This window comes from Pseudomonas sp. PDM19 (assembly GCF_014852215.1).
Taxonomy (GTDB): Bacteria; Pseudomonadota; Gammaproteobacteria; order Pseudomonadales; family Pseudomonadaceae; genus Pseudomonas.
Window position 1 is genome coordinate 1,601,704 of sequence record NZ_JACVBG010000001.1, and the last position, 24,504, is coordinate 1,626,207.

A 24,504-nucleotide genomic window follows, 5' to 3' on the forward strand; every position below is an offset into this window, starting at 1 on the left:
ACGAACCGGGCAAATCGATAACTTGAACCGCATGTCGCAACAGGCATCCGACAATATTCAGTCGCTTGTTCGACTATCGCCAATGGCTGACATCGATGTAATCCCTGGATTACACAAACACCGTTCGTCGGATAGCCTGATCCGACTCGATCCTGTCCGCCCGGACAGGCCATAACCGGCACACAAAAAGTCCCGGAGCCGCGAAACAGAGCGAAGCGGCAGAACAGACCCGCTGACATGCAAAAATGAATGTAAAAGGCCTATCCCCAGCGGGAAACGACAGCCGGTTCCGCCTGTTGAATAGCGCTGGATCAACTTCAGGCGAGACCTGTAGAACCACGCTTGATTGAAGGCTCGGATAGTCCCTGATATTCCAGAGTTGGAATCAGCGTCCGCAATAGAAGCGGTCAACGGCGGAATAACGAATGGCATCCGCCAGGAGATATCGCGCGACGGCCACCCAACTAAAGCAGGGGCAGTTAGACCGCCGGGGATATATAACAGAGTGTCCGAAGACCGAACGGGAAGTCCGGGCTTCGGAACTCACTTACTCAGCGCGCCAACTTACAGCGCCATATCGCTGGAGGCCTTTTCCGGCGCCGGGGCGGCATCGGTCGGCTGCGCGGCCGGGGCCTGGTCGATGGCCGGCGGCGGGTCCAGTTGCAGGACCTTGGCGGTGTAGCTCCACTCCTCGAACGTCTTCTCCGGGCTGTCGTTGAGTCTGGTGCCGTAGCTCGGGACGATCTGGTGGACCTTGGCCTGCCATTCAGGGGTGGCGAGTTTGTCCTTGAACACCTTCTCCAGCACGCTGAGCATGATCGGCGCGGCGGTGGAAGCACCGGGCGATGCACCCAGCAGGCCGGCGATGCTGCCGTCGGCGGCAGAAACGATCTCGGTGCCGAGCTTCAGCACGCCGCCCTTGTCCGCGTCACGCTTGATGATCTGCACGCGCTGGCCGGCCTGCCAGAGGCGCCAGTCCTCGGCCTTGGCTTCCGGGAAGTACTCGCGCAGCGCCGCGAGACGGTCGTCGTCGGAGAGCATCAGCTGGCCGGCGAGGTATTCCACCAGCGGGTACTCGTCGATGCCCACGCGGGTCATCGGCCAGACGTTGTGGACGTTGGTGCTGCCCAGCAGGTCGAGGTACGAGCCTTCCTTGAGGAACTTGGTGGAGAAGGTGGCGAACGGCCCGAAGAGGATCACGCGCTTGCCGTCGAGCACGCGGGTGTCCAGGTGCGGCACCGACATCGGCGGTGCGCCGACCGACGCCTTGCCATAGGCCTTGGCCAGGTGCTGCTGGGCGATGGTCGGGTTCTCGGTGACCAGGAACGAGCCGCCCACCGGGAAGCCGGCGTAGTCCTTGGCTTCCTCGATGCCGGACTTCTGCAGCAGGCGCAAGGCGCCGCCGCCAGCGCCGATGAAGACGAACTTCGCGTCGGTCTGGGTAACGCTGCCGTCCTTGAGGTTCTTGTAGCCGACGCGCCAGGTGCCGTCGTCGTTGCGGGTGATGTCCTCGACTTCGCTGGAGAGCTTCAGGCTGAAGTTCGGCCTGGTCTGCAGGTAGCCGGCGAACTGGCGGGTGATCTCGCCGAAGTTCACGTCGGTGCCGATCGGCGTCCAGGTGGCGGCGATCTTCTGCGACGGATCGCGGCCCTGCATCATCAGCGGCACCCACTTGGCGATCTGCGCCGGGTCCTCGGAGTACTGCATGCCGCGGAACAGCGGGCTGGCCTGCAGCGCCTCGTAGCGCTTCTTGAGGAAGGCGATGTTGTCGTCGCCCCAGACGAAGCTCATGTGGGGGGTGGTGTTGATGAACGAGCGCGGGTTCTTCAGCACGCCGTTCTGTACCTGCCAGGCCCAGAACTGACGCGAGATCTGGAAGGATTCGTTGATCTCCACCGCCTTGGCGATGGTGACGTTGCCGTCCTTGTCCTCGGGGGTGTAGTTCAGCTCGGCCAGAGCGGAGTGGCCGGTGCCGGCGTTGTTCCAGCCGTTGGAGCTTTCCTGGGCGACGCCGTCCAGGCGCTCGACCATCTCCATGCTCCAGCCCGGTTCCAGCTCGTTGAGCCAGACGCCCAGGGTGGTGCTCATGATGCCGCCGCCGATCAGCAGCACATCGACTTTCTTGGTGTCCGCGAACGCGGGCGCGCAATTCACTGCCAGAGCGAGGCCCAGCAGCGCCCCGCTAACTTTCTTGATCATCGAAAGGTTTCTCGTCGTTAGGGCTTGGCCGTCCCCACCGGCGTCATACAGCGTGAAGGCCAGGCCCCGCGCACGGAGCGCAAACGATGGGCAAGGCGACAGATGACGAGGATGAGTCGGGACTCAGTTCCCTCCTCCGCCGGCTCTGGGGCCTGCTTGATGGAATGAGGGACGTCCTGCGCAGAGAGACACGCAAAGCCTTCGGCTTTGGCTTTTGTTGTGGGAGGGATGCATGGTCTGCTGAAACGTTTGCGCATTCTATAGAAAGCGAACTGCATCACCAACCGTTTCGCTCAACTATCCGTTGCACGGTGTTCCAGCCAGCTATCCCGCCCCGGCCGCAGATCCCGCACCGCGCTGGGCACCAGGCCCGTCCAGCGTTTGAATGAGCGGCGGAAGTTGGTGGTGTCGGTGAAGCGCAGGTACTCGGCGACCTCCTCGTTGCTGTAGCCACGCGACCAGTACAGGTACAGCGCCACGTGCTTGCGCACCTCGTCGTGCACCGCCTGGAAGTGCGTCTGGTGTTTCTGCAGCTTGCGCTTGCAGGTGGCCGGGCTGATGCCCATGCGCTCGGCGAGCCGGTCGAGGCTCAGCGGGTCGCGGGCCTCGCGCTGCAACAGGCGGTAGACATGCTCCAGAACGCCCTCGCCCAGACCCAGTTGCTCCTGCTCGCGCCGCGCATCGCGCTGCGCCGCCTGGCCGGCGGTGAGCGAGGCGCGCGGCCAGGGCTTCACCAGGTAGTCGCGGGGAATCAGCATGGCATCGACATGGCAGTCGAACTGCAGGTTGAGCCCCAGGTGCGCCTGGTACTGCTCGATGTAGTCGGGCCGCGAATGGGCGAACAGGTACTTCCACGGCAGGCGCTCGTCGGACAACCAGCGGCACAGCGCAGTCACGGCGGTCATGCCACTCTCCACCAGGAAGCGACGGGCGCCGCCGACACCACAGGCGTCGACCCAGTACAGGCAAGCGAAGCGTTCCTCCACCAGCAGGCGCGGGGCGAGCAACGGGCTGAAGCGCGCGCGGTGGCGGATCAGCAGGTCCAGCGCTTCCTGCAGGTTGGCGGCGTGCATCAGCGCGCCACTGGCGGCGCCCTGGTGCCCCGGCAGCAGGCGCTGGCCGAAGAGAAAGCCCAGCTCCTCGCCGCCGCTGCCCTGGCGGCAATTGTCCACCAGCCGCAGGTACTGCTCGGCGCTGATCAACCGCTGGCCGGCGATGATGTCTTCCTGGAACAGCCCGGTGCCACGCAGCAGGCGGTGACTGTCCAGTTCGCGGCTGAGCGCGAGGTCGAGCAGGCAGGCTGGCTGGTGTTGCGCCGGGATGAAGCGCAGGTCGCGCTCGTAGTAGTTCAACGGGGCCTCCATGCGACAGGCCTCAGGCGCTGCGAGCCAGGCGCGGCCGTGACTTGGCGCGCGCCATGGACAGGCTCAGCCGCTCCAGCAGGCTGTCCGACGATTCGTCGCGCGCCATGCAGGCCACCGCAGTGGCGCTGAGGACGAGGCTCTCGCCCTGGGGCACGCTCTTGTGCGCGTAGTAGCGCACGGCGTTCTCCAGCTCCCCGGCGATGCGCCAGGCCTGGGCCTCGCCGGTGCCGGGCAGGAGGGCAACGAAACGATCACCCGCCAGCCGGCACAACAGGTCGCAGTGGCGCAGGTTGAGCAACAGCAACTGACTCACCGCCTGCAGCACGCGGTCGCCCTCGGCGTGGCCATGGTTGCGGTTGAAGGGTGCGAAGTCGTCCAGGTCCACCAGCACCAGGGAGAACGCCTGCTGCTCCTCGCCGGAGCGACGCTGCTCCAGCTCGATCTGCCGGCGCAGGTAGGCGGCGCCGTTGAGCGGGGTCAGGCGGTCGTGGTGGAGGTGCTCGCGGAACAGCCGCTCGCGCTTGCTCAGCTGCTGGCCGAGGGCTTTCTGCTCCTTGCTCCAGTGGTACAGGCCGAGCGTGATCAGCAGCAGGCCGATGGGCATCGGCACCGATTCGAGCCAGTGGTCCCAGGAAATCTCCGCAGGCAGCTGGATGAATTCGTCGAGGGCATCCATCCACATGGAGAAGAACACCGCCCCCAGGCCCACCGCCAGCAACGTGGTGACCCGCCCGGCCGGCCGGTGCGCGAGCACCAGGCAGACCCAGCAGAAGGCCAGCAGCGCCGAACCGCCCTCGCCCACCACGTCGAGCCAGTCGATCCGGTCCCAGGTCTTGATGTGCCCGGCTGCGAGGTAGAGCACCAGGCCGATGTTGGCGAGCACGACCAGTGCGATCAGTTTCAGGCGGTGCAGCTTGAGCAGGTTGGACATGGGAGCGGTATCCGCAACGAGTGACGGACGCCAGCCAAACAGGTCCCCGTGATGCTTTGATGACAGCGCCGAGGGTGCAATCGGCTCACTCGAAACCGTCCCCATCCTGCGAAAAAGTTCTGTGCCGCCGCTCCCCGCACCAAGCCCTGCGCCCTGCCGCCGGGGCTGAGCCGAACGCACCGGGTCAATTGGGCTCAGAAACGCACCCTGCAACGCTGAAACCCCTGTATTTCGCGGCCTGCAGCCGATCGCTGTCACGTAACCGTCATTCCCGCTGCCTAGCTTCCGCTCCCCAGTTGACCGGGCCCAATCGCCCCGGTCGGGGGAACAGGCACAAGGGGAAATGCCGTGATCGATCAGCAATTGCCGCGGACGCTGCGTCCGCTGTTCAAGGTCAGCGCCCTGGCGCTGGCGATTGCCGCCACGCCGTCAGGCTGGGCCGAGGAAACCACCGAGGCCGGCGAAAGCGTCACCGTGTACGGCCAGGCCGACAGCCTGGACAAGGCCCTGCGTCAGCAGCGCCGCTCCGACAGCGTGGAGAGCGTGGTGCATGCCGACAGCATCGGCCAGCTGCCCGACAGCAACGCCGCCGAAGCCCTGCAGCGCGTACCGGGGACGTCCGTCGAGCGCGACCAGGGCGAAGGCCGCTTCGTGCGGGTTCGCGGCCTGGGCCCCGACCTCAATGCCGTCACCATAAACGGCACCCTGGTGCCCTCGCCCGAGGCCGGTCGCCGCGCCGTGGCGCTGGACGTGCTGCCCAGCGAACTGATCCAGTCACTGTCGGTGGTCAAGACCCTGACCCCGGACATGGACGCCAACTCCCTGGGCGGCACCATCGAGGTGGAAAGCCTCTCCGCCTTCGACCATGACGGCCTGTTCTTCAGCGGCACCGCACAGACCAGCTACGACGAGAACACCAACCGCTTCAGCCCGAAATACTCCGGCGCCGCCAGCCAGCGCTTCAGCCTGGGCGACGGCACCGACAACTTCGGCGTGGCCGCCGCGCTCAGCTGGCAGAAGCGCAAGTTCGGATCGGACAACGTCGAGACCGGCGGCGACTGGGACTTCGACGACGGCGCCCGGCTCAACAGCCTGGAGCAACGCGACTACGACATCCAGCGTGAACGCAGCGGCGGCGCGCTGAACTTCGACTACCGCCCGGACGACGACAGCAAGCTCTGGTTGCGCACCCTCTACAGCGAGTTCAAGGACGAGGAAACCCGGCAGTCCACCAAGATCGACTTCGAGGATGCCCTGGCCGAAGGCGAAAGCGGCGAAGCGGAAGTCGAGCGGCGCTTGAAGAGCCGCGAGGAGACCCAGACCATCCAGTCCTATGTCTTCGGCGGCGAACAGCGGCGCGGCGACTGGACCTTCAGCGGCCAGGTCGGCTGGAGCAAGTCCGACGAGGACAGTCCCGGCCACATCGACCCGGCCGTCTACAGCGGCGGCGACATGGACAGTGGCTGGTATGACAGTGAGAAGCCCCGCCTGAACATCGACTCGGCCTTCTACGACCCGACCCGCTTCAGCCTGGACAAGGTCGAGTGGGGCAAGTCCTACACCTCCGACCGCGAGAAGAACCTGCGCCTGGACCTGGCCCGCGACTACGACCTGGCCGGCAACGCGTCGACCTTCAAGTTCGGCGGCAAGCTCAGCCGACGCACCAAGGACAACGACGAGGACGTCTGGAAGTACGAAGACCTCGCCGACGCGGGCCTGAGCGATGACCAGCTGAACCTCTCCAATGCGCTGGACGGCACCGTTCACTACCGCCTGCAGAAGTTTGGCCAGGGCATCTCCGCCGACGCCATCAAGCACCTCATCGGCGGGCTGGACGCGTCGCAGTACTACGACGAGGAGGCCTCCACCATCAATGACTTCCGCATGCACGAAGACATCGATGCCGGCTACTTCATGAACACCGTGGACGTCGGCGACTGGCGCTTCATCGCCGGCCTGCGCTACGAGGGCACGCACTTCGAGGCCAGCGGCACCGGCATCGACAACGGCGACTACCAGGCCATCGAGCGCAAGCGCGACTACCACCACTGGCTGCCGGGGCTGCACGCCCGTTACCAGTTGGACGACCAGACGCAGATCCGTGCGGCCTGGACCAACACCGTGGTGCGCCCGACCTTCGAGCAACTCGCGCCCGGCTATGCCATCGACGGCGACGAAGCCGAGTTCGGCAACCCCGACCTCGCCGCCCTGCGCTCGCACAACCTGGACCTGGCCATCGAGCGTTACCTGGGCCGCGCTAGCGTGGTTTCGGCGTCGCTGTTCTACAAGGACATCAAGAACTTCGTCTACAACACCGACCTCGCCGGCAGCGGCGCCTGGGTGGACTTCGACGAGGCGGCCACTTTCGCCAACGGCGACAAGGCCAAGGTCTACGGCCTGGAACTGGCCTGGTCGCAGAAAATGGTCATGCTCCCCGCCCCCTGGGACGGCCTGCTGCTGGGAGCCAACGCCACCTTCAGCCGCTCGCGCGCCGAAATCGCCGATGCCGACGGCAACAAGCGCAACATCGACCTGCCCAGCCAGTCCGACGTCACTGGCAACCTGCTCATCGGCTACGAGAAGGACCGCCTGAGCCTGCGCCTGACCGCCAACTACAAGTCCGATTACCTCTACGAGGTCGGCAACGTCAGCGACAAGCGCTACGACAGTCGCGTCGACGACCAGACGCAGATCGACTTCAGCGCGCGCTACTCGCTGACCGACAACCTGCAGGTGTTCTTCAACGCCGAAAACCTCGGCGACGAGCCCTACTACATCTACAGCGGCCACCGTCGCTACAACTACCAGTACGAAGAGTACGGCCCGACCTACACCGTCGGCCTGACCCTCACCCACTTCTGAGGACCGCGCACGCCGGTCCGCCGGCGTCCGCGCAGCACCACAAGGACAGACGCCTTCCATGAAACGCCGCTACTCCCTGACTCCGCTACTCGCCAGCCTGCTGCTGGCCGGCTACGCCTGCGCCGAATCCGTCGCCCTGCAACCCTGGCCGACCCGTGCCAAGGCCCAGGCCATCGCCCTGCTGCCCGGCGCCGGCAGCGTCGTCGCCAGCAAGCGCGACGGTCTCCTGCTGCTGGACGAGGCAGGCAGCGAACGCGGTCGCCTCGCCGGCCGCTACGACTTCCTCGACCAGCGCCCCTGGGGCGACGGCAGCCTGCTCGCCACCTTCGACCGGGAACGCCAGCAGCCGCTGTTGCAGCCGTTGGCCGGCGACGGCCACTGGGGTGCTGCGCTGCGCCTGCCGAGCCCGGACTTCGCGGTCAACGGCCAGTGCCTCTACCGTGACGCCAGCGCCAACCTCTACCTGTTCCTGGTCGGCGAGAACGGCCAGGGCGAGCAGTGGCTGGTCGGCCACGGCCAGAAGCTCGAGCGCGAGGCACGAAAGGTGCGTCGCCTGGCCCTGCCGCCGAGCGCCGAGCTGTGCCGCGCCGACGACAGCGACGGCACCCTGTACGTCGACGAATCGGGCATCGGCCTCTGGGCCTATGGTGCCAACCCGGAGGCAGACGGCAGCCGCCTGCCGGTGGACCTGAGCGCGCCCTATGGCAGGCTCGCCGGATCGGTCAGCGGACTGGCGGTGGTGTCCGGCGGCGTGCTCGCGCTGGACAAGGGCCCTGCCCTGCAGCGCTACGTGCGTCAGGGCGACGGTTGGGAGAACCTCGGCGCGATCGCACTGAACGGCCCGAAGAAAGCCGAACAACTCGCGGCCACCGAACAGGCCGGCACGCTGCGCATCGTCCTGCAGGACGACGCCAGCGGGCACTACTACCACGCCGAAGTCCCTGCCCTGCCCGCACGCGCGGAAGCGCCCCGCACGCTACCCGAGGTGATGCCGGCGGTGCAGACGCAGAGCGTGCAGCGCCATGGCGACGCCGCCGATGACCCGGCGATCTGGGTCAGCGCGAAGAACCCGAAACTCAGCCGCGTACTGGGCACCAACAAGCAGGAAGGCCTGCTGGTCTTTGACCTCCAGGGTCGCCAGTTGCAGAGCCTGGCTGCCGGGCTGGTGAACAACGTCGACGTGCGCCACGGCTTCCGGCTCGGCAATCGCCGCGTCGACCTGGCGGTGGCGAGCAACCGCAGCGACAACAGCCTGACCCTGTTCGTCATCGAGCCGGCAGACGGCAAGGTACGCGAGATCGGCCGCGTGCCAACGCCGCTGGAGGAAGTCTACGGTCTGTGCCTGTACGCGCCCCGCGACGGCGACATCCAGGCCTTCGTCAATGACAAGGACGGACGCTTCCAGCAGTACCGGCTGAGCGCTCCCGGCGGCCAGGTGAAAGGCGAGCTGCTGCGCGAATTCCGCGTCGCCAGCCAGCCCGAAGGCTGCGTCGCCGATGACCGCAACCAGCGGCTGTTCCTCGGCGAAGAAGACGTGGCGGTCTGGACCCTCGGGGCAGAGCCGGACGCCAAGGCCGAGCCGGAACAGGTACTGGCCGTGGGCGACCTGCTTCGCGACGACGTCGAGGGCCTGGCCCTCTACCACGGCGCCAAGGCCAGCTACCTGCTGGTTTCCAGCCAGGGCAACGACAGCTACCTGGTGCTCGACGCCGCCGCGCCCTACCGCGTTCGTGGTGCCTTCCGCATCGGCCTGAACGCCGCTGCCGGCATCGACGGCACCTCGGAAACCGACGGTATCGAAGTCACCTCGGCCAACCTGGGCGGCGCGTTCGGCCAGGGGATGCTGGTGGTGCAGGACGGCCGCAAGCGCCTGCCCGAAGGCACGCAGAACTTCAAGTACGTGCCGTGGGCGGACATCGCCCGCGCCCTCAACCTCGACTGACCACCAGGCTCCCCGTGACGGGGAGCCTCACCGGGAGACCACCATGCAAGCCACTCTCGAACACACCAGCATCTGGGCACTGGTCGAAGCCGCCAGCCCGCTCGCCCAGGCCGTGCTGCTGATCCTCCTGGCTGCCTCGCTGGCGAGCTGGTACGTGATCGTCCAGCGCAGCCTGCTGCTGGGCGGCGCCCGCCGTCGCCTGCGCGCCTTCGAAGCGCGCTGGCGGGCCAGCGGCGACCTGCAGCGGCTGTTCCGGGAAACCACCGAACCCGGCGAGGACGCCGGCGTCGAGCGTATCTTCCATGCCGGTTACCAGGAGTTCCTGCACCTGCGTGACGAGCCGGGCATCGATCCCGCGCTGCTGATCGAAGGCAGCGAGCGTGCCATGCGCGTGGTCATCGCCCAGGAGGAGGAACGCTTGCAGCGCGGCCTGCCGTTCCTTGCCACGGTCGGCTCCACCAGCCCGTACATCGGCCTGTTCGGCACCGTCTGGGGGATCATGAACGCCTTCATCGGCCTCTCCGGCGTGCAGCAAGCCACCCTCTCCACCGTCGCGCCGGGCATCGCCGAAGCCCTGGTCGCCACCGCCGTCGGCCTGTTCGCAGCAATCCCGGCAGTCATGGCGTACAACCGCTTCGCTGCCAGTTCCGACCAGCTGCTGGGCCGCTACTGCGCCTTCGCCGAACAGCTGCAGGCCCAGCTCAACCGCCGCATCCACGCCGCCCCGGCGCTGGCCGCGGCGGCCTGACCGGAGGCCGGCCATGCGACGCATACGCAGCAAGCACGCGCCCAAGGCGGAAATGAACGTAGTGCCCTACATCGACGTCATGCTGGTGCTGCTGGTGATCTTCATGGTCACCGCCCCGATGATCCAGCAGGGCCTGAAGGTGGAACTGCCCAAGGTGGCCAGCGAGGCGTTACCCAGCGAGACCGAGCGCCCGGTGCTGACGCTCACGGTGCAGGCCGACGGCGGCTACCACTGGTACCTGGGCAGCCAGGTGGATACCGAACAGCGCACCGACGCCGCCGGCAACCTGGACGAGCTGACCGCCAAGCTCACCCGCCTGGGCGCCGACACCCAGGTGCTGATCCGTGCCGACCAGGCGGTGGACTACGGTCGGGTGATCGCCGCCATGGCCGCCCTGCAGCGCGGCGGCGTCAGCGATGTCGGACTGATCACCGAGGCGCCGCAATCGTGAACCCCAGGATCACCCGCCGCGCCCTGCCTGCCGCCATCAGCGTCGGGCTGCACGCGCTCGCGCTGGCCGGCCTGTACATCGGTTTCCACCCGTCGGCGCCGGCTACCCCGGCGCCGAAGGTGATGCGTACCGCGCTGGTCAGCCTGCCGAGCCCCGCGCCCATCGCGCCAGCGCCGCCCCCCGTGGTGCAACCGCCCGAGCCCGCTACACCGCCCCCGCCACAGGTCGAGGCGCCGCGTCCGACGCCGCAACCTGACGTCGCCCAACTGACCCGGCGCAAGGCCGAGCAGCGTGAACGCGAAGAGCGCCAGCGCGAGGAACGGCGCCAGGAGCAGCAGCGCATCGCCGAGCAGCAACGCCAGGAACAGGAGCAACGCTCACGCCAGCAAGCCGAGCAACGGGCCCGCGCCGAACACGACCGCCAGCTCGCCGCACAGCAGGCAGCCGCCGCCGAGGCCGCCCGCGCCGCGCAGAACTACCAGCCACTGGTGAAGAAGGCTCCGACCTACCCGGACAGCGCCCTCGACCGCCATCTGGAAGGCGACTGCACGGTGGAATACACCGTCGCCCCCAACGGTTCGGTGCGCGACCCGCGCGTGGTCCCCGGCGCCTGCAGCCACAGCGTGTTCGAGCGCCCGTCGCTGCAGGCCGCCACCCGCTTCCGCTACCAGCCACGGGTAATCGACGGCCAGGCCGTCGCCGTGGCCAACGTGCGCAACACCTTCCATTACCGGATCCAGGAAACCTCCCGATGAGTGCCGAGCCGACCGATTTCCACGCCCATCTTTCCGCCTTCGACGATGAGTCGATCAACCCCTCCGGCAACCTGCCGATGAGCGAGATCATCGACGCCTCGCGCCGCCGCCTGCTGAAGAACAGCCTGGTGCTGGGCGCCGTCGGCTTCCTCGGCGGCGGCCTGTTCCCCGGCCGCTCGCTGTTCGCCGCCGACGCCCCGGTGCCCACCGCGCTGCTGGGCTTCAAGGGCGTGCCGGTGCAGCAGGACCCGAAGTTCGACCGCGTTATCGTCGCTGACGGTTACACGGCTCGCCCGTTCTTCTCCTGGGGCGACGCCGTGGTGAGCGGCTCGCCGGCCTGGAAAGGCGATGCCAGCGAGGACTGGAAAGCCCAGGAACTGCAGGCCGGCGACAACCATGACGGCATGCACTACTTCCCCTTCCCCGATGCGCCGGACAACCACGGCCTGCTGGTCATCAACCACGAGTACATCAACCCGACGCTGCACCCCAAAGGCCAGACCTTCGAGGACCGCCCCGATGGTTCGCGCGGCCGCCCGGAAGGCGAGGTACGCAAGGAAATCGCCGCCCACGGCCTGAGCGTCATCGAGGTGAAGAAGGACGCCGGCGGTCAGTGGCAACGCGTCGAGGGCTCGAGCTACAACCGTCGCATCACCGGCAGCTCGCCACTGGACCTGTCCGGCCCGCTGGCCGGCCACGACCTGCTGCGCACCGCGAGCGACCCCGAGGCCAAACAGGTGCTCGGCACCCTGAACAACTGCTCCATGGGCGTCACGCCCTGGGGCACCTACCTGGCCTGCGAAGAGAACTGGCACCAGTACTTCGTCAACCGCGACAAGGACGACTACGCCAAGCGTGTCTCGCACAAGCGCTACGGCCTGTCCAACGGCCAGTTCAGCAACTACTACGCCTGGGAAGCGGTGGATGCGCGCTTCGACGCCACGCCCAAGGCCGACCAGCCCCATGGCGGCCATGTCAACGAACCGAACCGCTTCGGCTGGGTGGTGGAGATCGACCCGTTCGACCCGACCTCCACGCCGAAGAAACGCACCGCCGTCGGCCGTTTCTGCCGCGAGTGTTCGACCCTCTCGCTGGGCGCCGACAACCGCATGGCGTTCTATTACGGCGACGACACCAAGGGCGAGTACGTCTACAAGTTCGTCCCGGCCGGAAAGTACGACGCGAACAACCGTGCAGCGAACGTCGACCTGCTGGACGAAGGCACCCTCTACGTCGCCCGCTTCAATGCCGATGGCAGCGGCCAGTGGCTGCCGCTGGTGCACGGGCAGAATGGCCTGAGCGCCGAGAACGGCTTCGCCAGCCAGGCCGAGGTGCTGGTCAACGCCCGCGCCGCCGCCGACAAGCTGGGCGCCACGCCGATGGACCGCCCCGAGTGGGTCGCCGTGCAGCAGACCACCCGCGAGGTCTACGTCAGCCTTACCAACAACGATGCCCGCGGCAAGAAGCAGCCGGTGGACGCCGCCAACCCGCGCAAGGAGAACCTGCACGGGCAGATCCTGCGCTGGAACGAAGCCGGCGGCGATCCGACCGCCACCCGCTTCCAGTGGGAAATCTTCCTGCTGGCCGGCGAGCACCAGGGCGCCAGCGCGCCGGAGAACCTGATCGGCACCATCAACGGCGACATCTTCTCCTCGCCGGACGGCCTGTACTTCGACACCGCCGGGCGCCTGTGGATCGAAACCGACTACGACGATGACGTCCCGGCGATGCAGGCCATGGGCTGCAACCAGTTGCTCTGCGCCGACCCGCACAGCCGCGAGGTGCGGCGCTTCCTGGTCGGCCCGCGCGGCTGCGAGCTGACCGGCATCACCCAGACCCCGGACGGCAAGACGCTGTGGGTGAACATCCAGCATCCGACGCTGAGCTTCCCGGCCAGCGACGGCAAGAGCATCCCGCGTTCCACGACGCTGGTGATCACCAAGGATGATGGCGGTGTGATCGGTACCTGATCGGTCCCCTGCAGGAGCGGGCCCTGCCCGCGAACCGGCCGGCAGGCCGGAGCCAACTGCGCGCCTGCCTGACCGACCTGGCGCGCAGCTGGTCGCACGCACGACCCGCTCCTGCACCGTCTAAACACGCACCACAACGTTACCGATGCGCACCGTGAACGCGCACGAATCACCCCATCCGTTACCGTTTCGCCCCCTTTCCCCGTCGCGCCTCCTACGCCGGTTTCCTGCGCGCACCGCTCTACCCCGCCCACTTCCAATCGTTTCGCCGTCTTTGGCATGGCAACTGCTTAATTGCATGCATGGATAATTGGATCCAAAAATCCACGAGGAACACCCCATGCGCCTGGTACCCGCTGCCCGCCCACCGATGAGCGCCGAAGACGAGGCCTACGACTACCTCCTCCAGGCTATCTGCACCGGCCGCTACAAGACCGGCGACCGCCTGGTGGCCGAAGATATCGCCAGCGAGATCGGCATGAGCCGGATGCCCGTGCGCGGCGCCTTCAAGCGCCTGGACGCCGAGGGCCTGGTGACCCTGCGCCCCAATCGCGGCGCCATCGTCAGTGGCCTGAACATCGAAGAGATGCGCGAAGTCTTCGAGATGCGCAGCGCCCTGGAAGGCCTGGCCATCCGCATCGCCGTGCCGCAACTGACCGACCGCGACCTGTCCCGTCTGGAGCGCATGCTCGACGAGATGGACGACTACCGCGACGACAGCGCCGAGTGGGTCAGCCGTCATCGCGCCTTCCACGAATACCTCTGCAGCCTCGCCGGGCGCCCGCGCCTGCTGCGCCAGATCACCGCGCTTTATTCGGTGATCGAGCCGCACATGCGCCTGTGGCTGCAGCACGTCGACAAGCCCATGAGCGCCCGCGAGGAACACACCGTGATCCTCGACGCCCTGCGCTCGGGCGATGCCCGCGAAGCCGAGCGGGTGATCTGCGACCACATCGAGGGGACGATTCCCTCGCTGGCGAAGTTTCTGGAGGCTCAAGCCACCTGAAAGCGCGTGCCACCCACGCGCAATCCACCCAAACGCAATCCACGAAGAAGCGAATCGAAGCAACGGGCGCCTAGACCCGTACTTCTGTGTCCCTGAACTGCCCCTGGCAACCCCACCCCGGAGCTCAACATGTTCGAACGCAGGATCCCGCAGTGCCTTCTCGCCCTTTGCCTGGCCGCCCCGCTGGCGCACGCCGATGTGAAGATTCCCGACCGCTTGCAGAACGCCAGCAAGGTGACCTTCTGCGGCGGCATGGACTCCCCGCCCATGGGTTTCTATGACTCGAACCAGAAGCTCACCGGGGTCACCATCGACCTGGGCGAAGCCATCGCCAAACGACTGGGCGACAAGAAGATCGACTGGCGCATCACGCCCTTCTCCGGGCTGATCCCGGCGCTGCTGGCCGGCCAGTGCGACATGCTGGTGGATCAGCTGTTCGACAAGCCCGAACGGCGCGAAGTGATCGACATGGTCAACTACATGTACTCCAGCCAGGCCGTGGTGGTCGCCAAGGGCAACCCCGAGGGTATCCGCACGCTGGACGACCTCTCCGGCAAGAAGGTCGCGGTGCTCAACGGTTCAACCATCCGCACCCTGCTCGACGCCCACAACGAGAAGCTGGCCAAGGCCGGCAAGCCGCCGATGAAGGTGGTGGTCTACAACACCGACACCGATGCCTTCCAGTCCCTGCGCATCCGCCAGACCGACGCCTACGGCACCACCGTGGAAACCGCCGGCTACTACCAGAGCATGGCGCCGGACCTGTTCGAGATCGGCGTGCCGGCCTTCGCGCGCATCCTCACCGGCCTGGGCATCCGCAAGGACGACAAGCAGCTCAGCGAGGCCGTCACGCAGATCATCAAGGACATGCAGGCCGACGGCAGCTACGCCGCGCTGCTGGCCAAGTGGCACATCGAAGGCGACAAACTGGACTGAGGTAACGAGACATGAACTTCAGTTGGGACGTGTTCTGGCAATACCTGCTGCGGCCGAGCGACATCTACCTCTACGGCCTCTGGCTGACCTGCGTGATCGCCGTCAGCGCGATGGTCCTGGGCTGCGTGCTCGGGCTGCTGGCGGCGCTGATGCGCCTGTCGTCCAACCCGCTGCTGCAATACCCGGTGCGCTTCTACGTGTGGCTGATGCGCGGCACGCCGCTGCTGGTGCAGATCGTCTTCCTCTACACCGCGCTGGCCGCCGGCGGGATCTTCCGCTTCGAGGACCTTGACCTGGGGCTGTTCATCCTGCCGGGCAACATCCAGGCGGCGATCATCGCCCTGGGGCTCAACGAAGGCGCGTACATGGCCGAGATCATCCGCGCCGGCATCGGCGCGGTGGACAAGGGCCAGTACGAGGCCGGCAAATCCCTGGGGATGACCTTCCCCAAGCTGATGCGCCGCATCGTGCTGCCGCAGGCCTTCCGCGTGATCGTTCCGCCGCTGGGCAACGAGTTCAACGTGATGCTGAAGAACACCACGCTGGTCAGCGTGATCGGCGTGCAGGAACTGCTGCTGAGCACCCAGATGGTCACTTCGGCAACCTTCCGCGTGTTCGAGCTGTACCTCGTCGTGGCGATCTACTTCCTCGCCCTGACCACCCTGTGGGGCTTCTTCCAGCGCTGGCTGGAAGTGCGCTTCGGCAAATCCGACGGCCACACTGCCGCACCGAACCGCATGTTCGGCCGGCAGGCGATGAAACTGCTGAGGGGACGTTGAGATGATCCCGGACATGAAAGACGTGGTGATCCAGGCCCGCGACGTACACAAGGCCTTCGGCGAGCTGGAAATTCTCAAAGGCGTGTCCCTGGAGGTGCGCCGTGGCGAAGTGGTGGTGCTGATCGGCGCCTCGGGCTCGGGCAAGACCACCTTCATCCGCTGCATGAACCACCTGGAAGACATCCAGGGCGGCAGCATCCGCGTCAACGGCGAGCTGATGGGCTACCGCGAACGCCCGGACGGCAAGCTGGTGCGCGACTCGGAAAGCAACATCGCCCGCCGCCGCCGCGACATCGGCATGGTGTTCCAGCGCTTCAACCTGTTCCCGCACATGACCGTGCTGGAGAACATCATCGAAGCGCCGACCCAGGTGCTCGGCGTACCCCGGGGCGAGGCGCTGGACCAGGCCCGCCGGCTGCTGGCGCGGGTGCGCCTGTCGGACAAGGCCGAGCACTACCCCGGCCAGCTTTCCGGCGGCCAGCAGCAGCGCGTGGCCATCGCCCGCGCACTGGCGATGAAGCCCCAGGCCATGCTCTTCGACGAACCCACCAGCGCCCTCGACCCGGAAACCGTCGGCGAGGTCCTGCAGGTCATGAAGGAGCTGGCCGACGAAGGCATGACCATGGTCGTCGTCACCCACGAGATGGGCTTCGCCCGCGAAGTGGCAGACCGCGTGGTGGTGCTGCACCAGGGTGAACTCATCGAGGAAGGCCCGCCCGCGCAGGTCTTCGGCAATCCGCACCACCCGCGCACGCGGGAATTCCTCAGTCGCGTACTTTGAAGATCAAAAGGACAAGTCATGCGTAAACGCGTTCTCTTCGCCAGCACTCTGACCCTCCTCGCCTGCGCCACCGCCGCGCAGGCCGACGACAAGCTGGTGCGCTTCTACAACTGGTCCGACTACATGGGCCCGGACACTCTGAAGAACTTCGAGAAGGACACCGGCGTCAAGGTCCAGTACGACGTCTTCGACACCAACGAGATGCTCGAAGCCAAGCTGCTCTCCGGCCACTCGGGCTACGACCTGGTGGTGCCGTCCAGCCAGTTCCTCACCAAGCAGATCAACGCCGGCGTCTACCAGAAGCTTGATCGCTCGCAGCTGCCCAACTGGAAGAACCTCGACCCGCGCCTGATGAAGCGCCTGGAAGCCGCCGACCCGGGCAACCAGTACGCCGTGCCCTACATGTGGGGCACCGTCGGCATCGGCTACAACTACGACAAGGTCAAGGCCGCACTGGGCGATAGCGCCCCGCTGGATTCCTGGGATCTGATCTTCAAGCCGGAGAACCTGGCCAAGCTGCACGGTTGCGGCGTCGCCTTCCTCGACGCGCCAGTGAAGATCATCCCGCAGGCGCTGCACTACCTCGGTCTGAACCCGAACAGCACCAACCCGGACGACTACACCAAGGCCTCCGCCCTGCTGCAGAAGCTCGCCCCGTCGATCACCTACTTCAACTCCTCCAAGTACACCACCGACCTCGCCAACGGCGACATCTGCGTGGCGGTCGGCTACTCGGGCGACGTGATGCAGGCGCAGACCCGCGCCCAGGAAGCCGGCAAGAAGATCGACGTGCGCTACGTGATCCCCAAGGAAGGCGCCAACCTGTGGTTCGACATGCTCGCCATCCCGCGCGACTCGAAGAACCCCAAGGGCGCCCACGAGCTGGTCAACTACCTGCTGCGCCCGGAAGTGATCGCCCCGGTCAGCGACTACGTCGGCTACGCCAACCCCAATACCGGAGCGACCGCGCTGCTCGACCCGAAAGTGCGTGACAACCCCGGCATCTACCCCAGCGACGCGGTGATCGAGAAGCTCTACGTCTCCGCCGACCTCCCGCCGAAAATCCAGCGCGTGATCACCCGCGAATGGACCCGAATCAAGACTGGCCAATGACCTTCGAAGAGCCCTGCCATGCTTAAGTTTTCCGCTCACGAGTATCCCTACGCCTCCCAGCGCCAGAGCGTCTTCGCCCGCAACGGCATGGTCGCCGCCTCGCAGCCCCTGGCTGCCGAGGCCGGCATCGCCATGCTGCGTGCCGGCGGCAACGCCATCGACGCCGCCATCGCCACCGCCGCCGCGCTGACCGTGGTCGAGCCCACCGGCTGTGCCATCGGCGGCGACGCCTTCGCCCTGGTCTGGATCAAGGACCAGCTGCACGGCCTGGACGCCAGCGGCCACGCACCCGCCTCCCTCTCCATCGACAAGGTCAAGGCCGCAGGCTTCGACAAGATGCCCGTACACGGCTGGCTGCCGGTCACCGTGCCGGGCATTCCCTCGGCCTGGGCGGAACTGTCCGCGCGCTTCGGCAAGCTGCCTTTCGCCGACCTGCTGCAGCCCGCCATCGCTCTGGCCCGCGATGGCTTCCCAGTGTCCCCGGTGGTCGCCCACCAGTGGGAAATCGCCCGCCGCGAATACCAGCAAAGCCGCGCCGTCGTGCCCGCGCTGGAAACCTGGTTCGAGACCTTCACCGTCAATGGCGAAGCACCGCGCGCCGGCCAGCTGTTCCGCAACCCGGCCCAGGCGAAAACCCTCGCCGAGCTGGCCGAGACGAAGTGTGAAAGCTTCTACCGTGGCGCCATCGCCGAGCGCCTGGCCGCCCACTCCGCCGCCACCGGTGGCGCGCTGAGCGCCGCTGACCTGGCCGGCTACAAGCCCAAGTGGGTCGAGCCGATCAAGACCAACTACCGCGGCTATGACGTCTGGGAAATCCCGCCGGCCGGCCAGGGCCTGATCGCCCTGATGACCCTGAACATCCTTCAGGGCTACGACTTCGACCAGCGCGACAGCCAGCTCACCTGGCACCGCCAGCTCGAAGCGATGAAGAAGGCCTATGCCGACGGCCTGCACTACATCACCGACGCCGAGCACATGCGCGTCAGCACCGCCGCGCTGCTGTCCGACGACTACGCCGCGCGCCGCCGCGCCGAGATCGGCGAACAGGCCGCCGAGCCCAGACATGGCGACCCACACTCCAGCGGCACCGTGTACATCGCCACCGCCGACGGCGAAGGCAACATGGTCTCGTTCATCCAGAGCGCCTACCACGGCTTCGGCTCCGGCGTGGTGCTGCCTGACAGCGGCATCGGCCTGCAGAACCGTGGCTCGGAGTTCAGCCTCGACCCGGCGCACTCCAACGCCCTGGCGCCGGGCAAGAAGACCTTCCACACCATCATCCCCGGCTTCCTCAGCAAGGATGGCGTGGCCGTCGGCCCGTTCGGCGTCATGGGTGGCTACATGCAGCCCCAGGGCCACGTGCAGATGGTGATGAACCTGGTGGACTTCGGCCTCAACCCCCAGGCCGCGCTGGATGCTCCGCGCTGGCAATGGCTGGGCGGCATGAAGGTCGGCATCGAGCAGCACGCCAACCGTGACCTGGCCTTCGGCCTGGCGCGTCGCGGCCACGACGTCGAGATCGCCTGCGACCTGACCGACTACGGACGTGGGCAGATCATCGTCCGCGATCCGCAGACTGGCGTGCTCTGCGGCGGCACCGAACCGCGTGCGGATTCGCATATCGGCGTGTGCTGAGGAGAAAGCCATACACGCTCGTGACCTCAACCTTTCGCCACTGATACTGGGCGGCAACGTGTTCGGCTGGACGGTGGACGAAGCCATTTCTCGACGCCTGCTGGACGCGGCGTTCGACGCGGGGCTGAGCAGTATCGACACCGCGGATATGTACTCGGTCTGGGTGCCGGGTCACGAGGGCGGCGAGTCGGAGGCCATCATCGGCCGCTGGCTCGCCAGCCAGCCGGGGCGCCGCACCGAGGTGACGCTGTGCACCAAGGTCGGCGCCGAACTCTCGGTACAGCGGCGCGGGCTGTCGCGCCGCAGGATCCTGCAGGGCGTCGAAGACTCCCTGCGGCGCCTGAACACCGACTACATCGATCTGTACTTCAGCCATTACCCCGATGACTGCACGCCCCACGAGGAAACCCTGCGCACCTACGAAGACTTGATCGCCTCTGGAAAGGTACGCGCCATCGGTGCGTCCAATTTCAGCCGGCAACAACTCGAGGCGGCCAAGGCAACTTCGCGCAACACCGGCCTCCCCGCGTACTCCGCGCTGCAAGTCCAGTACAACCTCTACGACCGCGCGGGCCACGAAACGGAAACCACAGCCATCGCTGCCGAGCACGGCAACGTCGTGGTGACCTACTTCAGCCTCGCCTCGGGTTTCCTCACCGGCAAGTACCGTGGCACCAGCGACCTCACTGGCAGTGCTCGTGGCGAAGACCTGAAGGGTTACTTCGATGCCCGCGGGTTGAAGATTCTCGCAGCGCTGGACCAGGTCGCCGAAGAAACCCAGTCGTCGCCGGCCGAAATCGCCGTCGCCTGGCTCCGCCAGCAGCCCGGCATCACCGCTCCCATCGCCAGCGCCACCAGTGAACGCCAGCTCACCAGTCTGGTGCGGGCTACCCTGCTGAGCCTTTCCGCCACCCAACTCGCCACCCTCGACCTCGCCAGCCGGGCGGGCTGACGAGCTGCTGCGAGCCCTCCTTCAGGAGGGCTTGTGAGCAGAGCGCAGCAACCCTTATCATGAGAAGCATTCTCAAATGATAAAAGTTCTGCCATGCCCTCGGTCGACGCTCCCCTCCACGCCGCCGTCAGTGAGCTCTATCAGCACCATCACGGCTGGCTGCAAGGCTGGCTGCGTCGTCGCCTGGGCTGCCATGAACAGGCCGCCGACCTGGCCCAGGACACCTTCACGCGCCTGCTCGGCTCACGCCGGGTGCTGGATGCCCGCGAGCCGCGCGCGTACCTCACCACGGTGGCCAAGGGGCTGATGATCAATTGGTTCCAGCGCCAGTCGCTGGAACGTGCCTACCTCGAAGCGCTCGCCAATCTGCCCGAAGAGTTGGCGCCCTCGCCGGAGCAGCGTTACCTCGTGCTGGAAACCCTGCACGAGGTGGATGCCCTCCTCGCCCGCCTGCCCGAGCCTGTGCGCCAGGCCTTCCTGCTGGCGCAGATCGAGGGGCTGAAGTACGAGGCCATCGCCGAGCGCCTTGGCGTATCCCTGGGGTCGGTGAAGCGCTATATGCAGCAAGCCTTTCGCCATTGCCTGGAGCTGATGGAATGAGCACCGCCGAGCCTATCGCCGCGCGTATCCTCGACGAGGCGGCGGACTGGCTGGTTCGCCTGCAGCAGGATGCCAGCGAGGAAAACCGCCGCGCCTGCGTCGACTGGCAACGCCAGAGCCCGCAACACGCGCGAGCCTGGGATCGTGCCGAACGTCTGCTGGGCCACCTTGGCAGCCTGCCTCCGGCGCTGGCGATGCCGACACTGGGCCGCGAACGCACGCTGGATCGCCGACGCGCCCTCAAGCAACTGGCCGTGCTGTTGGCCGTCGCTCCGGTCGGCCTGGCCGCCTGGCGGACGCAGCCCTGGCAGGACTGGAGCGCCGACCAGCACACCGGGATCGGCGAGCTGCGCAAGTTGCCGCTACCCGATGGCAGCCTGCTGACGCTCAACACCGACAGCGCGGTGGACATCGCCTTCACCCCGGCACAGCGCCTGGTGCGTCTGCTGCGCGGGGAGATATTCCTCGATGCGCGTGCGGACAGCCGGCCATTTCTGGTCACAACCCGCGAAGGCCGGGTGAATACCCGCGAGGCCCGCTTCAACGTGCGTCAGGGCGACACCTCCACCAGCGTCTCCGTCCTTCACGGTCGCGTCGAAGTGGCGCCGCTGCAGGGCCTCAGCCAATGGCTGGGCGCCGGGGAGTCAGTACTGCTATCGGCGAGAAGTATCAACGCCGCCCCACCATTCCCCAGCCCGGATGCCTGGACCCACGGCATGCTGATGGCCGACCGCATGCCCCTGCAGACGTTGCTGGACGAGCTGAGTCGCTACCGCCATGGTCTGCTGCGTTGCTCCCCCGCCGTGGCAAATCTGGCGGTATCCGGGGCTTTTCCCCTGCTGGACAGCAACCTTGCGCTGTCGATGCTGCAGTCCACCTACCCCTTACGAATCCGCCGGATGACGGACTTCTGGATCACCCTTTCAGCCGCCTGAAGACAAGTTCCGGGCGTTGATGCAAAATATTTTCAAAAATAAGTGAGACTTTTTCTCACCTCGACTGGCAACAGGGGAACATCTCCCGACACGAAGCCCGCAGAGGCCCGAAGGTACCCCGTCCATGTCCAGCAGCAGACACGCCCAACACTCTTCGCTTTCCCTGGCGGTACGCACCGCCCTTTTCTCCCTCGCGGTTGCTGTCGCAGCGCCGGTGACGGCAGCGCCGGCTGCCAGCGAAATGCGCAGCTACAGCATCGCCCCCGGCCCCTTGGGTCGCGCCCTGGCATCGTTTGCCGCCGAGACCGGCGTGCATCTGTCCTTCGACCCGACGCTGACCGACGGCCTGCAGAGTCCTGGGCTGAGCGGCGACTACTCGACCCGCAGCGCCCTGGAACGGCTGCTGCAAGGCAGCGGCCTGGAGCTGGAGCAGCGCGGCGACGGCACTTTCACCCTGGTCCGTTCGCCCAGCCCCGATGCCCTGCAGATGCAACCTTCGCTGATCACCGGCCAGGCCGCCGGCCCTGAAGACCTGCCAGCCGAGTACGCCGGCGGCCAGGTGGCGCGCGGTGGACGCCTCGGTCTGCTGGGCAACACTGACCTGATGGATGCGCCCTTCAGCATCACCAGCTACACCGAGAAGACTATCCAGGACCAGCAAGCGCGCAGCGTCGCCGATGTACTGAGCAACGAGCCATCGGCGCAGATCGGTAGTGCGCGCACCAACCTCAACGAGGACTTCTCCCTGCGCGGCTTCCCGGTGGTCAGCGCCGACGTCGCGCTCAACGGCATGTACGGCCTGGCGCCATTCTTCCGCGTCCCGGTGGAAATGGCCGAACGCGTGGAGGTGGTCAAGGGCCCGAGCACCATGCTCAACGGCATGCCTCCCAGCGGCAACGTCGGTGGCGCGGTGAATCTGGTGACCAAGCGCGCCGGCGACGAGCCGCTGACGCGTGTGACCATGGACTACCTGTCGGATTCGGTGTTCGGAACCCACGTCGACGTCGGCCGTCGTTTCGGTGAGAGCAAGGAGTTCGGCGTGCGCTTCAACGGCGTGTACCGCAATGGCGACACCACCATCGACAAACAGGAACTGGAAGACGGCCTGGGCTCACTTGGCCTGGACTACGCTGGCGAACGTCTGCGCCTTTCCGCCGACTACATCTGGCAGCGGGAAGACATAACCAACGTGGTTCGCCAGTTCTCCGTCGGCCCCGGTGTGACGAAGATTCCCCACGCCCCGGACAACGACCTGAACTACCCCGGCTACGGCGATTCCGAAATGATCGACCGGACCCTGGTGGTGCGCGGCGAATACGACCTCACTGACTGGCTGACCGGCTACGCCGGCTATGGCGACCGTCGCAGCGAGATGGATGCGCTGGCCGGCAACCCGGTGCTCATGGGCAATGACGGTGACTTCGTTTCCAGCCCGGCCTGGCAGGTCTACGACGTTGGCTCGCACTCTGCCGAGGCGGGCCTGCGCAGCACCTTCAACACCGGACCGGTGGAGCACCGGCTGAACTTCGGCGCGACCCGCGTGGTGCAGAACTCGGACATCTTCTTCCTCTACACCGCCTTCCCGTCGCGTGCGTCGAATATCTACAACCCGGTCTACGAAGGCACGCCGAGCACGGACGGCTACCCGAAGAATGTGCAGAAGTACACAGCCCAGACCCTCACCAGCTATGCGCTGGCCGACACCTTGTCGATCCTCGACGGCCGCGTCGAACTGACCCTCGGAGCGCGCAAGCAGCGCGTGGAATCGCAGAACTTCGAGATGAACGTCGGCACCCCGGCGGGCGACGGCTACGACGAGGAAGAGACCACGCCCATGGGCGGCATCGTGGTCAAACCGTGGGAAAACATTTCGCTCTATGCCAATTACATCGAGGGCCTGAGCCCGGGCGAAACCGCCCCCATCGGCAGCATCAACGCCGGCGAAATGCTCTCGCCCTATGTCTCCAAGCAGAAGGAAGTCGGCATCAAGGGCGAGTGGGACGCCTTCGGCGCGACCCTGGCCGCGTTCGAGATCAAGCGCCCGAACAGCGTCAACGACAACGGTCGCTTCACCCGAGGCGGAGAACAGCGCAACCGTGGCCTTGAACTGAGCCTGTTCGGCGAGGTAACCGAAGGCGTGCGCCTGCTCGGCGGCGCGTCCTATACCCAGGCCAAGCTGACCAAGACCCAGGACGGCCAGTACGACGGCAACGATGGCATCGGCGTACCGCGCAAGCAGCTGAACCTCGGCGGCGAGTACGACATCACCCAGGTGCCCGGCCTGACCGTCACCGCCCGCACGATCTACACCGACGAGCAGTACGTGGACCAGGCCAACAGCCTCAGCATCCCCGACTGGTGGCGCCTGGACCTGGGCGCGCGTTACCGCTTCGACACTCTCGGCAAGCCGGTAGTGTTGCGCGCCAACCTGGATAACGTGTTCGACAAGGACTACTGGGGTACCTCCACTGCCGGGTACCTGTACCTGGGCGAGGGTCGCACCCTGCAGTTGTCCGCGAGCGTGGACTTCTAACGAAGAAAGAGC

Annotated in this window: 19 protein-coding genes; 16 read left to right on the forward strand and 3 right to left on the reverse strand. The window is 66.5% G+C overall.

Annotated features, from left to right (window positions below; all coding sequences use genetic code 11):
* Positions 1–564 precede the first annotated feature (564 nt).
* The 3 genes from mqo to IB273_RS07075 all read right to left on the reverse strand — a co-directional run bounded on the left by mqo (position 565) and on the right by IB273_RS07075 (position 4,494).
* On the reverse strand, positions 565–2,199 hold the full coding sequence (gene mqo / locus IB273_RS07065) for a malate dehydrogenase (quinone) (protein ID WP_192223655.1): 1,635 nt from the start codon (positions 2,197–2,199) through the stop codon (positions 565–567).
* A 293-nt stretch (positions 2,200–2,492) separates the two neighbouring features.
* Entirely contained in the window at positions 2,493–3,563 is a 1,071-nt protein-coding gene (locus IB273_RS07070) for an AraC family transcriptional regulator (protein WP_037005978.1), read from the reverse strand.
* Positions 3,564–3,573: 10 nt separating this feature from the next.
* On the reverse strand, positions 3,574–4,494 hold the full coding sequence (locus IB273_RS07075) for a GGDEF domain-containing protein (RefSeq protein ID WP_151187326.1): 921 nt from the start codon (positions 4,492–4,494) through the stop codon (positions 3,574–3,576).
* 348 nt (positions 4,495–4,842) lie between these two features.
* Between IB273_RS07075 and IB273_RS07080 the strand changes: the two genes are divergently transcribed.
* From IB273_RS07080 to IB273_RS07155, 16 genes are all read left to right on the forward strand, one after another.
* Positions 4,843–7,356, forward strand: coding sequence for a TonB-dependent receptor (locus tag IB273_RS07080; protein ID WP_192223656.1), 2,514 nt, complete (start codon positions 4,843–4,845; stop codon positions 7,354–7,356).
* 58 nt (positions 7,357–7,414) lie between these two features.
* Entirely contained in the window at positions 7,415–9,298 is a 1,884-nt protein-coding gene (locus tag IB273_RS07085) for a phytase (protein WP_192223657.1), read from the forward strand.
* Between the two features lie 43 nt (positions 9,299–9,341).
* Entirely contained in the window at positions 9,342–10,046 is a 705-nt protein-coding gene (gene tolQ, locus IB273_RS07090; RefSeq protein WP_151187332.1) for a protein TolQ, read from the forward strand.
* Between the two features lie 13 nt (positions 10,047–10,059).
* Positions 10,060–10,497, forward strand: a complete 438-nt coding sequence (gene tolR, locus IB273_RS07095) for a protein TolR (protein WP_017516969.1) — start codon at positions 10,060–10,062, stop codon at positions 10,495–10,497.
* A complete protein-coding gene (locus IB273_RS07100) occupies positions 10,494–11,252 on the forward strand; it encodes an energy transducer TonB (RefSeq protein WP_318652468.1) in 759 nt (252 codons plus the stop codon). The genes tolR and IB273_RS07100 overlap by 4 nt, the downstream gene beginning before the upstream one ends.
* The gene (locus tag IB273_RS07105) at positions 11,249–13,222 is read left to right on the forward strand and encodes a PhoX family protein (protein WP_192223658.1); all 1,974 of its coding nucleotides are present in this window, start codon (positions 11,249–11,251) and stop codon (positions 13,220–13,222) included. The genes IB273_RS07100 and IB273_RS07105 overlap by 4 nt, the downstream gene beginning before the upstream one ends.
* Positions 13,223–13,562: 340 nt before the next feature.
* Positions 13,563–14,228 (forward strand): GntR family transcriptional regulator, encoded by a 666-nt coding sequence (locus tag IB273_RS07110; RefSeq protein WP_081518192.1) that lies wholly within the window; start codon positions 13,563–13,565, stop codon positions 14,226–14,228.
* A gap of 129 nt (positions 14,229–14,357) precedes the next feature.
* Positions 14,358–15,164 (forward strand): ABC transporter substrate-binding protein, encoded by an 807-nt coding sequence (locus tag IB273_RS07115; RefSeq protein WP_081518193.1) that lies wholly within the window; start codon positions 14,358–14,360, stop codon positions 15,162–15,164.
* 11 nt (positions 15,165–15,175) lie between these two features.
* Entirely contained in the window at positions 15,176–15,943 is a 768-nt protein-coding gene (locus IB273_RS07120) for an amino acid ABC transporter permease (RefSeq protein WP_081518194.1), read from the forward strand.
* Between the two features lies 1 nt (position 15,944).
* The gene (locus tag IB273_RS07125) at positions 15,945–16,724 is read left to right on the forward strand and encodes an amino acid ABC transporter ATP-binding protein (RefSeq protein WP_081518195.1); all 780 of its coding nucleotides are present in this window, start codon (positions 15,945–15,947) and stop codon (positions 16,722–16,724) included.
* An 18-nt stretch (positions 16,725–16,742) separates the two neighbouring features.
* Entirely contained in the window at positions 16,743–17,837 is a 1,095-nt protein-coding gene (locus IB273_RS07130) for a polyamine ABC transporter substrate-binding protein (protein ID WP_192223659.1), read from the forward strand.
* Between the two features lie 18 nt (positions 17,838–17,855).
* Positions 17,856–19,472 (forward strand): gamma-glutamyltransferase family protein, encoded by a 1,617-nt coding sequence (locus IB273_RS07135; protein WP_192223660.1) that lies wholly within the window; start codon positions 17,856–17,858, stop codon positions 19,470–19,472.
* A gap of 10 nt (positions 19,473–19,482) precedes the next feature.
* Complete coding sequence (locus tag IB273_RS07140; RefSeq protein ID WP_151189685.1) at positions 19,483–20,424, forward strand: aldo/keto reductase; 942 nt, start codon at positions 19,483–19,485, stop codon at positions 20,422–20,424.
* Between the two features lie 93 nt (positions 20,425–20,517).
* Positions 20,518–21,024: a sigma-70 family RNA polymerase sigma factor gene (locus IB273_RS07145; RefSeq protein ID WP_138216806.1), complete on the forward strand. Its 507-nt coding sequence runs from the start codon at positions 20,518–20,520 to the stop codon at positions 21,022–21,024.
* Entirely contained in the window at positions 21,021–21,959 is a 939-nt protein-coding gene (locus tag IB273_RS07150) for a FecR domain-containing protein (protein WP_192223661.1), read from the forward strand. The genes IB273_RS07145 and IB273_RS07150 overlap by 4 nt, the downstream gene beginning before the upstream one ends.
* A 124-nt stretch (positions 21,960–22,083) precedes the next feature.
* Positions 22,084–24,492 (forward strand): TonB-dependent receptor, encoded by a 2,409-nt coding sequence (locus IB273_RS07155; RefSeq protein WP_225610087.1) that lies wholly within the window; start codon positions 22,084–22,086, stop codon positions 24,490–24,492.
* Positions 24,493–24,504 lie beyond the last annotated feature (12 nt).